The sequence below is a fragment of the Paenibacillus lignilyticus genome (assembly GCF_017942085.1).
Lineage (GTDB): Bacteria > Bacillota > Bacilli > Paenibacillales > Paenibacillaceae > Paenibacillus_Z > Paenibacillus_Z lignilyticus.
This window is the reverse complement of the sequence record NZ_JAGKSP010000005.1, coordinates 57,410-70,965: the sequence shown is the minus strand read 5'-3', so window position 1 is coordinate 70,965 and position 13,556 is coordinate 57,410. Positions and strand designations below refer to the sequence as shown.

Annotated in this window: 13 protein-coding genes and 1 pseudogene; 6 read left to right on the top strand and 8 right to left on the bottom strand. The window is 51.1% G+C overall.

The genetic code is table 11. The features are described 5' to 3' along the window. Positions 1 to 55: 55 nt before the first annotated feature. Together I8J30_RS14245 and I8J30_RS14240 are read left to right on the top strand one after the other, a co-directional pair. Positions 56 to 778, top strand: coding sequence for an SDR family oxidoreductase (locus I8J30_RS14245; RefSeq protein WP_210658694.1), 723 nt, complete (start codon positions 56 to 58; stop codon positions 776 to 778). Positions 779 to 814: 36 nt separating this feature from the next. Next, positions 815 to 1,456 (top strand): ThuA domain-containing protein, encoded by a 642-nt coding sequence (locus I8J30_RS14240; RefSeq protein ID WP_210658692.1) that lies wholly within the window; start codon positions 815 to 817, stop codon positions 1,454 to 1,456. 105 nt (positions 1,457 to 1,561) lie between these two features. On the opposite strand, the gene I8J30_RS14235 is transcribed toward I8J30_RS14240, so the two are convergent. The 6 genes and pseudogenes from I8J30_RS14235 to I8J30_RS14210 form a co-directional block, all read right to left on the bottom strand. Next, positions 1,562 to 2,245 carry an ABC transporter permease gene (locus I8J30_RS14235; protein ID WP_210658690.1) on the bottom strand — a complete coding sequence of 228 codons (684 nt, stop codon included), beginning with the start codon at positions 2,243 to 2,245 and terminating at the stop codon, positions 1,562 to 1,564. Continuing rightward, a pseudogene (locus I8J30_RS14230) lies at positions 2,214 to 3,164 on the bottom strand (ATP-binding cassette domain-containing protein). The gene I8J30_RS14235 and the pseudogene I8J30_RS14230 overlap by 32 nt, the downstream one beginning before the upstream one ends. A gap of 22 nt (positions 3,165 to 3,186) precedes the next feature. Beyond that, on the bottom strand, positions 3,187 to 4,137 hold the full coding sequence (locus I8J30_RS14225) for a sensor histidine kinase (RefSeq protein WP_240548075.1): 951 nt from the start codon (positions 4,135 to 4,137) through the stop codon (positions 3,187 to 3,189). After that, positions 4,127 to 4,840: a response regulator transcription factor gene (locus I8J30_RS14220; RefSeq protein ID WP_210658688.1), complete on the bottom strand. Its 714-nt coding sequence runs from the start codon at positions 4,838 to 4,840 to the stop codon at positions 4,127 to 4,129. Before I8J30_RS14220 ends, I8J30_RS14225 begins: the two co-directional genes overlap by 11 nt. Before the next feature lie 75 nt (positions 4,841 to 4,915). Continuing rightward, positions 4,916 to 5,695 carry an ABC transporter permease gene (locus I8J30_RS14215; protein WP_210658686.1) on the bottom strand — a complete coding sequence of 260 codons (780 nt, stop codon included), beginning with the start codon at positions 5,693 to 5,695 and terminating at the stop codon, positions 4,916 to 4,918. Further along, positions 5,664 to 6,443 carry an ABC transporter ATP-binding protein gene (locus I8J30_RS14210; RefSeq protein WP_210658683.1) on the bottom strand — a complete coding sequence of 260 codons (780 nt, stop codon included), beginning with the start codon at positions 6,441 to 6,443 and terminating at the stop codon, positions 5,664 to 5,666. Before I8J30_RS14210 ends, I8J30_RS14215 begins: the two co-directional genes overlap by 32 nt. Positions 6,444 to 6,623: 180 nt before the next feature. On the opposite strand from I8J30_RS14210, the gene I8J30_RS14205 reads away from it, so the two are divergent. From I8J30_RS14205 to I8J30_RS14190, 4 genes are all read left to right on the top strand, one after another. Next, on the top strand, positions 6,624 to 7,295 hold the full coding sequence (locus I8J30_RS14205) for a class I SAM-dependent methyltransferase (RefSeq protein ID WP_240548074.1): 672 nt from the start codon (positions 6,624 to 6,626) through the stop codon (positions 7,293 to 7,295). Between the two features lie 116 nt (positions 7,296 to 7,411). Beyond that, the gene (locus I8J30_RS14200) at positions 7,412 to 8,494 is read left to right on the top strand and encodes a tetratricopeptide repeat-containing glycosyltransferase family 2 protein (RefSeq protein WP_210658681.1); all 1,083 of its coding nucleotides are present in this window, start codon (positions 7,412 to 7,414) and stop codon (positions 8,492 to 8,494) included. Between the two features lie 18 nt (positions 8,495 to 8,512). Then, positions 8,513 to 9,220, top strand: a complete 708-nt coding sequence (locus I8J30_RS14195; RefSeq protein ID WP_338044862.1) for a glycosyltransferase family 2 protein — start codon at positions 8,513 to 8,515, stop codon at positions 9,218 to 9,220. Positions 9,221 to 9,234: 14 nt separating this feature from the next. Next, positions 9,235 to 10,587 carry a glycosyltransferase family 2 protein gene (locus I8J30_RS14190; RefSeq protein WP_210658678.1) on the top strand — a complete coding sequence of 451 codons (1,353 nt, stop codon included), beginning with the start codon at positions 9,235 to 9,237 and terminating at the stop codon, positions 10,585 to 10,587. Here I8J30_RS14190 and I8J30_RS14185 read toward each other — a convergent pair. Further along, positions 10,574 to 11,389 carry a GNAT family N-acetyltransferase gene (locus I8J30_RS14185; protein ID WP_210658676.1) on the bottom strand — a complete coding sequence of 272 codons (816 nt, stop codon included), beginning with the start codon at positions 11,387 to 11,389 and terminating at the stop codon, positions 10,574 to 10,576. The genes I8J30_RS14190 and I8J30_RS14185 overlap by 14 nt on opposite strands. 241 nt (positions 11,390 to 11,630) lie before the next feature. Further along, positions 11,631 to 13,412, bottom strand: a complete 1,782-nt coding sequence (locus I8J30_RS14180; RefSeq protein WP_210658674.1) for an AAA family ATPase — start codon at positions 13,410 to 13,412, stop codon at positions 11,631 to 11,633. Positions 13,413 to 13,556 lie beyond the last annotated feature (144 nt).

Genomic DNA, 13,556 nt, shown 5'->3' with positions numbered 1-13,556 from the left:
ATGGAAAAAGGTACGATATTTTCCACGAATCGCTCGCTCAAGGAGGACTGCTTAGATGAAACGATATGCTTTCGTAACAGGCGCCGATCGCGGACTTGGCTTCGCGCTTGTGAAGGGACTGCTGCATGAACGGTATGACGTAATAGCAGGTCATTATTTGGATCAAAGTTCGCAGCTTGAACAGCTGGCCTCCGAGGTTCAGAACTCGCTCAGCTTGGTGAAGCTTGACGTTGCGAGCGACCAAAGCGTGGCCGAGGCAGCAGCGCAAATAGCCGCCATCACGGACACCTTGGATGTGGTGCTCAATAATGCCGGGATATTAGGCGATATTCAGGCGACAATTATGGATCCGCTTCCATTTGCCGACATGCAGCAGGTGTTCAATGTAAACACGCTTGGACCGCTGCGCGTCACCAATGCGCTTGCTCCGCTTGTGCTTCGCAGCAGCGCTAAGCTGTTCGTCACCATATCGTCGGAAGCCGGCAGCATTGCCGATTGCGAGCGTACAAGCTGGTTTGGCTACTGCATGTCGAAGACAGCGCTGAATATGCAAGGAGCACTAATCCATAACGAAGTGAAGAAAGCCGGCGGGCAAGTTCTGCTCCTCCATCCCGGCTGGGTTCAATCCTATATGAGCGGGACGTTAAATACCGAAGCTGCCTTAACCGCCGATCAATCTGCAGCTCATATCATCGAACGCATCCGTGAGCTAAAGCCGAATGAACCGTCCGATAAGCCGCTGTACAGAGATTACTTAGGAAATGAAATGCCTTGGTGAGAACTTGGTGAGAACTAGAAAGCGAGGGATATTGCGATGACGACACAGAAGCATGTACTCGTGCTTGGCGATAATGCGCGGGCGCCCTACCACCCGCTGAGCAACATTCAAGATGAGCTCTCTGCCATTCTTGGAGAGGAGCAGTATGAGATCAGCTACACCGATAATTACAATTCGCTCGATGCGGATATTCTGCATGCGTGCGATTTGTTTATCTCTTACACAGACTGCTGGAGCTCGCCGATCGAATCGGAACAAGCCGCGGCTTTGATGCAATACGTACATCAAGGCGGCAGCTTGCTTGTCATTCATAATGGAATTTCGCTTCAATCCCGAGAGGAATGTGTCGAGCTCATCGGCGCCCGCTTCACCGGACATCCGGATTATCAAACCCTTGATTTCCACTTCACCCATGCGGAGCATCCGATTACAGATGGTGTAGAGCCTTTCTCCCTTGAAGAAGAACCGTATATGTTCGAATTCCATCCGTCAGGCAGCGTCGACATGTTGATGGAATATGTGCTGGAGGGTCAACGTTATCCGGCCGCTTGGACCGATAACCGCGGCAAAGGCCGGCTGGTTTATCTAATGCCCGGACATCATAAGCCGTCCTTCCTGCATCCGGCCAGCCGCCAATTGATCCGCAACAGCGCGGATTGGCTGACCAAATCGGTCTAATAACTTCAACAGGGGCCGGAGTGATACTCGCTCGCTAATGGATCATCTTAACGAACGATCCCAATGCGAGCGATTCGCTCCGGCTCATCTCATTTCTTTACTCCCTTATAGCTCACCGCTCCGCCTTACCCCGAGATAAGCCATCAATGAGCCGACTCCGACGCTAACCAAAGCCAGTATCGACATGCTCTGCAGGCTTTGATACAGGATATCGTTGTTCATGACGACCATCCCCGAATTGGAAATGATGAATGAGCTGATGATCAGCGCAGGCATCGTCTTGCGAAGCATCCCGAAGAACAGCGGAACGAGAGACAATCCTGCTGCGGTTACTGCAATGATTATGGTCCGCACCGCTTCTTCCCAGAGCCGATCTCCGGTTAAAGGCTCCGTAATATAGTGATAATGCGAATTGGCAACCAGCAGCGCAGCGGAAACGACGAGATGCCCCATGATGACCGTCAGAAACGTCCAGACGCCGATAATAATCAATTTTGCCGCGAAGATCATGTGGCGAGGCACCGGATACACGAACAGAATCGTCACCGTTTTGTTGCGATATTCATCGATGACCATTCTTGACATCAACACGGATGCGAAGATAACATACGTAATGCCCACGTAATTCATGATGCTCTGAAATGCGCGATCATACGTCTCGACATCATTATTAGGCACATCGCTGCCTACCACCCAAAGCACCAGCATGAGAATGGTAACCACGGCGGACAGCAGCAGTCCCCGCCATCGCGTCTTCTTAAGCTCGAGCTTGATCAGCTTCCATAACATGCCCGCCGCCTCCTTCGATCAATCCGAGGAAGTACTCTTCCAGCGAACGCGACTTCTTGTTCAGCGACTCAACGCCAATGTCATGCTGTACCAGCAGCCGATTCAGCTCCACAGGCGTTACGCCGGCGTCATAGATGCGAATCGCCCCTTGACCCATCACTTTATAGTTGGCGATGGAAAGCTTGTCTTCCAGAACAAGTACCGCCTGTTTGCTGTCCGTGACCGTTACTTCCACGTACTCACTCTGTCTTTCTCTTACCCGCTCCATGGATACTTCTTCAATCAGCCGCCCATGATTGATCACGCCAATCGTATCTGCCAGCTGCTCGATTTCCTGCAAAATATGACTGGAGATCAGCAGCGTCATCCCGTACTCTTTGCTTAACATCCTGAACAGATCGCGCAGTTCTCTGATTCCTGACGGATCCATGCCGTTTACCGGCTCATCGAGAATGAGCAGTTCCGGTTTCGTACATATCGCCCGCGCGATGCCAAGCCGCTGCTTCATGCCAAGCGAGAAATGTTTGACCGGCTTTCTCTGCTCCACCTCAGATAAACCGGTCAGCTACAAGGCGTTTGCGATTGCAGCTTTGTCATAATAGCCCATATACTCGCAATGCAGCTCCAGATTGGCATGTGCGGACAGATGATCATAGAAGATGGGGTATTCAATAATGCTTCCCATCCGTTTCATCCACTCGTAAGACCCATCTTTCTGCTTCTCGCCAAACAGCACAATTTCGCCGCTTGTCGGCTGCACCAATCCGGTCAACATGCGCATGACGGACGTTTTGCCTGCCCCGTTCGGTCCCAGAAAACCGTAGATTTCACCTTGTCGCACGCTCATGTTTACGCCTGAGATGACCTCTTTCTTCTTATAGGTCTTCGATAGCCGTTTCGTTTGTAAAATAATGCTCATGTTAGACGCCCCCCCTCTCTCGTTAGAAACGGACTTTCGCGAACCGAATTGTAAATACCGTCTTCTCATCCGGAATGCTCTTGAGCGAAATTTCCGCTTCCATCAGCTCCACAAGCCGTTTCGTAATCGTTAACCCAAGCCCGCTGCCCTGGTGAGCTTGATTTCTGGAATCCGACAGCGTATACAGCCGCTCGAATACACGGGCTTGATCCTGCCGCCGAATACCTTTCCCTCGATCCCATACCTCAATTAACGCTTGATCCCCTTGCTCTATCAGCGAAATCCCGACTACACCGCCATCACGTCCGTACCGGATGGCATTGGATAACAAATTATTTAAGACACGGCCAATCGCATCTTCATTGCCATAAGCATAGATCGGCTCCTCCGGAATGTCAGCCTCCACTTGCAGTCCCTGCGCCTCGATTTCCTCATAATAGAACAGGATGCTGCTGCGGCAGGACTCGCTGAGGTTGATTTTGGACAGAGGAACAGGTCGATCACCGGATTCCAGCCTCGCCAGATCGAAGAATTGATTCGTTAAATGGATAATATCGAGCGTTTTCTCATGTACCTTAAGAGAGAGTCTGCGCTGCTCGGCGGGATCATCCGCTGTTGACCCCTGCGTCATCGTTTCCGTCAGTCCGAGAACTACCGTCAGCGGCGTTTTCAGATCATGCGACATGTTGGCGATCATTTTCTTCAGCGCATTTTCCATCCGGATGTAGTCTGACTTCGTTTTCCGATTGGCATCAAGAAGTCGGTTCACGGCAATAAGCAGCTCTTGAACTCGCTTTCCCTCCGTATGCCGAAGCACCTTCTCCGTCGAATCCTGATCCATAATGGCATTTAGTTTGTGCTGCACATAACGAAGATCACGGGAGAGATCTGTTCGGCGTTTGATCAATAGGAGAACAAGCACAAGCAGAATCACGACCAGTCCGGTAAGAAGCAGAACGAGATCAAGCATCATGCCGGAACTCCCCCATTTTGTAACCGATCCCCCATACGGTCTTAATGTATTTCGGGCTAGCAGGCTCATCCTCGATCTTCTCCCGAAGGCGTGAAATATGAACCTGAATCGCATTCACATCGTTAAAATAATCATCATTCCACACTGCCCGGTAAATCTGTTCCTTGGAAAAAGCGCGCTTCGGATAGGTCATCAACAGTTTCAGAATCAACAGCTCTTTGGCGGTTAGGTTAACCGGCAGGCCGCGTTTCGTCACCAAATGCTCCTCGGTATGCAGCGTTAGCTCATGAACGCGAAGCACCTGCTGCGGTGCGGCAACGGCTGCTGCACCTGCATATTGCGATGCCCGTCTCAGAGCGGCTTTAACTCTGGCTGTAAGTTCAATGAGCGAGAACGGCTTGGACAAATAATCATCCGCTCCAAACCCCAGGCCAAGCGCCTTATCGACATCGCTGTCTTTGGCAGAGAGGATCAAGACCGGAACCGTACTGCTTCCCCGAACGTGGCGCAGCACCTCCATGCCATCGACGCCGGGCAGCATCAGATCAAGCAGGATGAGCTGATACGTTTCATTCGCCAGCAGCCGAAGCGCCTCTTCCCCATCTGCCGCATGGCGGATGGCAAAGCCTTCTTTGGCCAAATGGCGCTGAACCATATCTGCAATCGCGTAATCGTCCTCAATGAGTAAAAGTTGACTTTGCATGCTGCTACCACCTTGGTTATTAGTTGCTACCAGTATACCGTTTTCTGCCAAGCCATGAACAGTTTGGCTGAATCGTCAGTTCGCTACATCCCGCTTTGCAAATATAACCCATGCGAGGACACCGAACACGGCCATATAGCCTGCCAGAACAAGAAGCGAGAAGGTTAGGGTCATATCGCTGAGGAACGGTCTGCCGGCGGTATACGAATACAAATCCAAATTGGCAAACAGCAGATATTTGGTCCAGGCGAATGATTTCAGCATATAAGCAAGCTGCGGCCCGCTCAGCAGGAAGAAGATCGATACGCCGATTGCGACTGCACCTGAGCGAAGAACGGATGAGATCATGAACGCGAAGGTCACCATCACGACAAGCCCAATGACACCGAAGGCTGTCGCTTTCACCACGTTGGCCACGACATTCTCAGCATCACCGGCACCGAAACCGAACAAGAAGCCGCCGGTAATGAAAGCCGTGATCACCATAATCAGCGCAAGCGAAAGTCCGAACAAGAGCACCGCCGTGTATTTAGCCAGCAAAAATTGGGATCGACTATAGGGTCGAATCAGCAGCAGCTTGATTGTGCCGCCGGAGAATTCAGATGCGACGATCCCAGCAGCGACGATAATCGTAAACAAGGTCACTATGTTCATAAGGTTCGGTACGGCTGTTAGGACCAGATCAAGAAATTCCCAGCCGTCCTGCACTTGAATTTCCTGCTCGCCCGAATAGAAACAAAGCAGCCCTGCGGCGATTACCATCACAGGCACAAGCAGCACCATAATCCTTGTGCCCATCCGCGTGTAAAGCTTATGAAGCTCGTTAACGAGCAGTTTGCGTACTACTTGCTGCATGATTGTCGCCCTCCGTTAGCTGCATGTATTTCTCTTCTAATGTTTGCGGCAGCTTAGTCGCCTTATCTCCCGCCGCGTTGCCCGCCAAGTCCGCCAGCGCAAAGGTCGTGCGCAGTCGGCCATCCATCATGACGCCGAATCGATCGCATAACAGCCCCATCTCCGCCAGCAGATGCGAGGACACCATAACCGCGATGCCCTCTTCATGAGCAAGCTTACGAACAAGCCCCCTCATCTCGCGGATACCGGCTGGATCAAGACCGTTCGTCGGTTCATCAAGAATGAGTACGGCCGGCTTGTGCAGCAATGCTTGCGCAATTCCAAGTCGTTGGCGCATGCCCAGCGAATTGGTTTTCACTCTGTCATGAATGCGGGAAGCGAGTCCCACCAGGGAAACAACCTCCTCTATCCGGCTTTGCGTAATCCCATCGCCCATGCGGGCGTATTGCTTCAAATTTTGCATGCCCGTGAGATGCTTATAGAGCTCAGGGTTCTCCACGATCGCACCGATATGCCGAATCGCATCCTTAAACTGACTTCGAATGCTGCTTCCGCCGATTCGGACATCGCCGTCACTCATCGCAATTAAGCCCACCATCATACGAATCGTTGTCGTTTTGCCTGCTCCGTTAGGACCGAGCAAACCGAAAACTTCGCCACGGTTGAGATGAAAGCTAAGTTGATGCACAATTGTTTTTCCGCGAATTTGCTTCGTTAGATTATTGATTTCAACAATAAGTTCGTTCATTGGATTTCCCTCCACCACTCATTCATTGCTCTAATCGTAACGGAGAAACCATGCCTGACCCTTTCCCAAATGTTACGAAAGTCTTTCGAAATGCTCCGCAAACGGCCGAACACAAACAATCCTATTACTCATACACTATCATCAATATAGGAATGAACGTATTAGAAGGAGTGTGAACGCTTGAACCATCTGCCTCCGTCTGATCTCACATCCAGATTCATCCTGGAAAGTGATCCGTATGCCAGCGAAATCGTTTTTCCGCTTCCAAGCTATTGGTGGAGCCGACCTTATGAATATCAGTGGTGTTCTGCTTTTGCCGAAGCGGAAGACATCGTACTGGATGCCGCCTGCGGCATTTCGCATCCGTTTAAGTTCTACTTGGCACAGCATTGCAAGCAAGCCCATGCCTGTGATTGGGATCCGCAAATTCTCTCCTTCACTAATATCGTAGAAGCAGTGCGTGCCGATTTCGGAGATGCGGCCGCCGAGCAAGTCGACACGCAATTCCGCTCCAACCTTCAGCTCCAACAAGCCAGTCTCGCTGAACTTCCCTACAGAGACCGCCTATTCGATAAAATATTTTGCATCTCCGTTATGGAGCATTTAAGTCCCTCCGACGCTCTACTTGCCATGCATGAATTTCATCGCACCTTGAAAGATGATGGCGCTGTCGTAATCACGCTGGATTACCCTACCGTTAATCTTGCTTACTTCCAGTTGATCATGTCGCTATCCGGATTTGAATTTGTCGGCGCCGTAGATACGACCATACCGGAGAATGTCCTGCACACCGAGCAATGGGGCGGTCTGAGCTGTTTCCGCGCGTTGCTGAAGAAGGCAATTACCCGTTGAGTAAGCTTCCAAATAATCCCTCGCGCCTTAACAACTGCCATGAGAAAAGCATAGTTATAACGGAGAGAGATGTAAGCTGTCTTTGGGCTGAATGAAGGAGGCTGCAGCAGGGACAAATGGTTACGATAAGCCTATGCATGATTGTGCGTGACGAAGAGTATGCTCTGGAACGATGCCTCTTATCTATCCATGATTTGGTGGATGAGATCAATATCATCGATACGGGATCCGTTGACCGCACGAAGGAAATTGCCCGCAAGTTCACGGAAAACATCTATGATTTCGAATGGATCGATGACTTCGCTGCTGCGCGCAACTTTGCTTTTCAGCATGCAACGAAGGATTATATCCTATGGCTGGATGCCGATGATACCATCGAGGAAGAAGATCGGCTGCGCTTCAAGCTGCTGAAGCAGGTACTGACGGCTGCTATTGATCGCGTGACGATGCCCTACAACCTGGGCTTCGATAATGCCGGCAAAGTGACGTCCAGCTTGCGACGCAATCGGCTTGTGCGAAGAGCATGCGGCTTTCAGTGGATCGGGCCGGTTCACGAGTATTTGAATGCTTGGGGGCCGGCACTGGATAGCGATGTTTGTGTCACGCATAAGAAGGAGAAAACATACACCGACCGGAATCTGAAAATCTATCAGAAGCGTCAAGAAGCAGGCGAAGAATTCTCCATTCGGGACTTGTATTACTACGCCAATGAGCTTCGCGACCATCGTTTGGATGAACAAGCCGTCGTTTATTATGACAAAATGCTCAATTCCGGCCAAGGATGGATCGAAGACAATATTCAAGCTTGTCTCAAGATGTCTGAGTGTTATGGGCGGCTGGCAAACAAAGACATGCAGTTCTCTTCGCTCACTCGCGCGCTTCTGTACGAGCGCCCGCGACCGGACGTGTCCTGTGCGATTGGGGCTTATTTCTTCGAAGAGAAACACTATGAAACCGCGATTTTCTGGTATCGCCAAGCAACAGAGGTGCCCCAGCCGGCTACAATGGGCATGGTGAACAACGCAACCTCAACGTGGTACCCGCATCTGCAGCTTTGTTTGTGTTATGACAGAACGGGTCAATTCGAAGCCGCGCATACCCATAATGAAATTGCATTGACTTATAACCCGGCACATCCGAGTTTATTGTATAACCGCAATTATTTTGCAGAGGTTCACAAACTCGGACATACGTCCTAAGCGAAGGTGGAGTGACATGTGACAGAGAGGCATGGGCGGATTACGCTCTCCATGGTAGTGCGAAACGAAGCAGGACGTTACCTTCGAAGAGCCCTCTTGCATCATCGTGAATTTATTGATGCCGCCGTGATCATTGATGATTGCAGCGACGATGACACCGTGGCGATTTGTCAGGAAATGCTGGCGGGCATACCGGTCAAGATCGTCATCAACGAACGATCGGAATTCAGTAACGAGATTGAGCTTCGCAAGCGTCAATGGGAAGAAACGGCGGCTACGAATCCGGAATGGATACTGAATCTGGACGCCGATGAAATCTTCGAAGCCACTATGCGCGATTTCGTGCCGACACTGGTTAATCAGCATGCCATCGATACGTTTGCCTTCCGCTTATACGATATGTGGAGTGAGACCCATTACAGAGAGGACAGCTATTGGCAGGCCCATCTCTTCTATCGCCCCTTCCTCGTTAGATACCGGCCGGAAGCGATCTATCGATGGAAGGAAACGCCGCAGCACTGCGGACGTTTCCCGCTTACCGTCCTCGAATTTCCTTTTGCCGCGCACGAAGCCAGATTGATGCATTTCGGATGGGCGACTCCCGAAGACCGACAGAACAAATACGACAGATATATGCGTCTTGATCCGGATGCAAGATACGGGTGGAAAGAGCAGTATGATTCCATTCTCGACCCGGCACCTCTGCTGAAGTCATGGTCGGATTAAGGAGAGTGACTTTGTTGAGTAAAAAACAGGTGCTGATCGCAAGTCCGATCAATCAGGTCAACGCCATATTGGAGCCTTTCCTGCAATCCCTGACGATGCTGGAGAAGAGCGATTTCCTTGTTCGCTATTTGTTTATTGACGATAATCAGGAACCGGCTTCCAGCCAGCTCTTGCAGCAATTTCAACAGACTGAGGGGAACACCGAACTTCTGCGTTACTCGAATGTCACTTTCCCGGATGCCCGCGTTCATATTTATCACAAAGACGAGAATACGCATTATTGGAAAGAGGATCTGATTTGGAAGGTAGCTGACATGAAGGACTATATGATCCGAGAGGCTATCGAGAAACAATACGACTATATTTTCCTCATCGATTCTGATCTGGTTCTTCATCCCCGGACATTGGAACAGCTTGTTCAAGCGGAGCGAGATGTGATCTCGAATGTTTTCTGGACGAGGTGGGAACGCGAAGGTATGGAGCTTCCTCAGGTGTGGTTGTCGGATGAATATATTCTATACGATAAGAAGCGAGAGGAATATTTGTCTCCAACTGAAATAACGGCCCGCACGCAGCGGTTTTTGGAGCAGCTTTGGAAACCCGGGGTATATGAGGTGGGTGGATTAGGCGCTTGCACGTTGATCAGTCTACGCGCTCTTGAAGCCGGACTTCGATTCGCCAAAATTCCGAATCTCAATTTCTGGGGCGAGGATCGGCATTTCTGTATTCGGGCGGCAGCGATCGGTTTTGCATTATATGTAGATACTCATTATCCTGCATATCACATCTATCGAGCAGCTAACTTAGCCGGATTAGAATCCTTTAAGGCGAATGGTTATCAAGCGGTGCGGGATCGATTGGGGAATGCGAAATGGCTGCAGCAGCAAGTATGCTATGATCTGGCTATCGCGCAATATGAAGCTTATTGGGAAGAAGGGCTCGGTCTGCCTGAGCAGCAGGTCGACGCAGCTATGAGCCAGGCAGAATGCTGGGGGAAATTAGGGGATACAGACAGCCAGCTAAAGTCGCTGCGCCGTGCGCTCGATTTCGGACTGCCGCTCCCCGATTGCTATTGCCGGCTCGGAGCCGTACATGTGGAACGCCAAGAATGGCAGCAGGCCATTGCTGCTTACACCGCTGCCGCGAACATAACCGATCAAGAAATAACGGTTGAGGATTGGAACCAGTATTGTACGTGGCTTCCTCATTTGCAGCTTAGTCTGTGCTATGACCGCTTGGGACTGCTGGAGGATGGCAACCGTCACAACGAAATCGCCTACTCTTATAAGCCCGATCATCCTTCTATACTGTACAACAAAGCTTATTTCGCCCAGGCGTTGAAGGATAATGACCTTAATTCGGACTAAATCCAATATCCGCAATTTGACCGTTAGGTACAAAGCCGATGTTGCGATATACTTTGTTAGCTCCGGGATTACGCAGATCGGCATACAGCATCGGTGTTATATTCTCTGCCAACAGCTGCTCGGAAACAGCCGCGACTACCGCACTCGCGTACCCTTTCTTCCGCAGCCGCAGCGGCGTGAAAACAGCGTTAATACGTCCATGTCTCGGCGAACGATGAGCAATATTCGCCATCGAAACCGCTTTGCCATCCACGCGCCACAAATACAGCTTGCCTGACTCGATCAAGCCCCGAGCCGGTTCCAGCTGACTCTCCGGCTCAACAGTCCTTCCATAGGCATCCTCCGAGAATCCGGCCAGATAATGCGCAACCACATCGACATCTTGCATCGTCGCGACACTCGCTTCCCCTTTCACTTTCGACAGCTTGTACACCTCGGGACAATGATAAGCCTCCATCGTCATCTGAGTCGAGTGACGCAAGTTGTTCGCCCTTGAATATTCCACGGCAAACGGATATGCAGTCTGCGGAGCACCGGAAATGCCCGGCAGCGAGCGGCCTTCCAGATGATTGACCAGCTCTTGAAGCAGCCGTTTCTCCTCATCCCCGGCCAGCGACCTTGACATCCATAACCAACCGTTGTGTCCGGGCGATTGCGCAAACAACAGCTGACCGTTCTCGGATCGCATGCATAAGGAATCTTCTATCTCTGTAATACGATGAAGCAAATTGTACCGGACTTCATCGAGGATAAACGGAAGTGCCTCCAAATCGTTGTCATGTTGACCCCATCGCACAAACATGTTTGACCTCCTTGACGACATTAATGTTGCGGCACTGCTCGCTGCTTCCTACTTGTCGGGACACTTCACTTTTTTTCCTGCGTTACCTACTACTTACATTCGTGCTTGGATCTTACTTTTCCTTTGTCGTTTCCTCTTCTCTTTCCTTACTATCCGACACCAAACAAGCAACGGCTGCTTCTGCGCAGCCGTTGCTTGTTTGGGTTTACACGCTTGATCGCATCGCGTATTTGCTGCGCTCTTAGGACTCTTCCGGTTTCTCCGTATCGTCGTCCTCATCCGTCACTTCTTTCTCTTCCTCGACAACCTCTTCTTCGGTCTCCTCGGGTGCCTCCGCTTCCTTATTCTTCGACGGTTGATCGAATATGGTCGTCCGGATGAGTGAAGGATCCGGTCTGTTCTGACCATACAGCCTGATGTAAATTTGCTCAATCTCCTCGCCGGTCAAGTCATCTTGGTTCAGCAGATCTTCCGCGATCGCATGCACAAATTCGGTATGATCCGATACGAGCTTCTTCACCTGATTCATCATATCCTTGAGCAGCTCGTTAATCTTCGGCCGCAATGATCGGAGCGCATCCGCTTGCGAACCGACAGCCAGGAAGCTGAACAGCTCATCGCCCATACCAACCGCACCCAAATACGCGCCGGCCATATTGGTTGCCTGCTGCAAATCGGAGGTTACGCCGTTTAACTTCTTGCCTAAGAACAGCTCTTCAACCGCCCTAGCTGCCAAACAAACCTGAATACTGGCCAAAATCTCGCTGTCGCTGCGGTTATACCGCTCATGCGTCGGCTTGGTGGCGGCAAGCCCGAGCGCATTCCCGCGCCGAACGATCGTTACTTTCCATACCCGATCATGAGGCTTTAGCAAATACTGGGCAACCGCATGACCTGCCTCATGGTAAGCCACGTTTCGCTTCTCGTCGGGACGCATCGAACGCAGCGGCTGCTTCAGCCCCCACTCATAGGTCTCCATGGCAACGCGGAAGTCCGGATATTCGGCGACAAATACGCCCCGTTGGTGGGCGATAACGACCGATTCATTGACGATATGTTTAATTTGAGCCGGGCTATAGCCGATCGTATCCAGTGCAGCCTTCTCCGGCGTCAGGGAAGAATCATGCTTTACTTTCTTGAGATAGTATTGGAAGACGTCCACACGGCCGTCATAATCCGGCGTATCGATCCATAGTTGTCTGTCGAACCGACCCGGCCTCAGCAATGCGGAGTCGAGCACATCCGGCAAGTTCGTAGCGGCTACCGTTAGCACGGCCGGACGTTCTGCTTTCTTACGGCGCAGTCCGAGCATGCGGAGTGTTTTGGCGATTCTGCCGTTATCGATGTTCGGTGGATCCATTTGCAGGAGCAGCTCGTTCAGCAGCCCTGAACCGCCGCCCATCCCCATCATCCCGCCCATGGCGCCTGCGCCGGATTGGCGTTTCATGCCGATGGCATCGATTTCGTCGATGAAGATGATACAAGCGCCATACATTTTGGCAAGCTTCCGGGCTTTCTTATAAATCCGCATGACCTTCAGATTCCCGACCCCAAAGAACATGTTCTGGAAGCTAGGCGCCGACGCGTAAGCGAAAGGAACCTGGGCTTCATTCGCAATAACCTGGGCCAAGTAGGATTTACCTGTACCCGGAGGACCGCACAGCAGAAACCCCCGGATCGCTTCGCCTCCCATCTCCTTGAACTCTTTGACCCCTTTGAGCAGGATCACAATCCGCTTCGCGTTCTCGACGATTTCAGGATTCCCCCTGTAATCATCCCAGGTGGCGCCGGTCTCACCGGGCAGAATCCAATACGTTCGCCCCCTTGCGAGAAACCAGAACAGGGCCGCGAATTGCACAATCATGAACATCATGGCAAATACAAGCTGGAATAAGAGACTGACAATGCTGAGCGTAATTCCCCAAACCTGGGGCCCCCCTGTCCACACCAACACGCCAATGATGACGATGGCGGTGAGCCTTATGAGGAATTTGCGCCACTTGATCCACTGATAACTCCTCATGGCTACACTTCCTTTTCACACGAAATGTGCTCGCTCGTAATAATTGCGATACTCATTTTTACTTAGTAATATTTGAAAATATGCGTGGAATCAAGAGAAGAAAGTCCGCTGCAAGCATCTGTAATATAAATGAAATACTAGAAA

Bases quoted from the DNA above. Each gene is read 5' to 3' on its own strand.
- I8J30_RS14215 (WP_210658686.1), bottom strand. From the start codon at position 5,695: ATGCAGCAAGTAGTACGCAAACTGCTCGTTAACGAGCTTCATAAGCTT.
- I8J30_RS14210 (WP_210658683.1), bottom strand. From the start codon at position 6,443: ATGAACGAACTTATTGTTGAAATCAATAATCTAACGAAGCAAATTCGC.
- I8J30_RS14240 (WP_210658692.1), top strand. From the start codon at position 815: ATGACGACACAGAAGCATGTACTCGTGCTTGGCGATAATGCGCGGGCG.
- I8J30_RS14185 (WP_210658676.1), bottom strand. From the start codon at position 11,389: ATGTTTGTGCGATGGGGTCAACATGACAACGATTTGGAGGCACTTCCG.
- I8J30_RS14220 (WP_210658688.1), bottom strand. From the start codon at position 4,840: ATGCAAAGTCAACTTTTACTCATTGAGGACGATTACGCGATTGCAGAT.
- I8J30_RS14235 (WP_210658690.1), bottom strand. From the start codon at position 2,245: ATGTTATGGAAGCTGATCAAGCTCGAGCTTAAGAAGACGCGATGGCGG.
- I8J30_RS14225 (WP_240548075.1), bottom strand. From the start codon at position 4,137: ATGATGCTTGATCTCGTTCTGCTTCTTACCGGACTGGTCGTGATTCTG.
- I8J30_RS14180 (WP_210658674.1), bottom strand. From the start codon at position 13,412: ATGAGGAGTTATCAGTGGATCAAGTGGCGCAAATTCCTCATAAGGCTC.
- I8J30_RS14245 (WP_210658694.1), top strand. From the start codon at position 56: ATGAAACGATATGCTTTCGTAACAGGCGCCGATCGCGGACTTGGCTTC.
- I8J30_RS14200 (WP_210658681.1), top strand. From the start codon at position 7,412: ATGGTTACGATAAGCCTATGCATGATTGTGCGTGACGAAGAGTATGCT.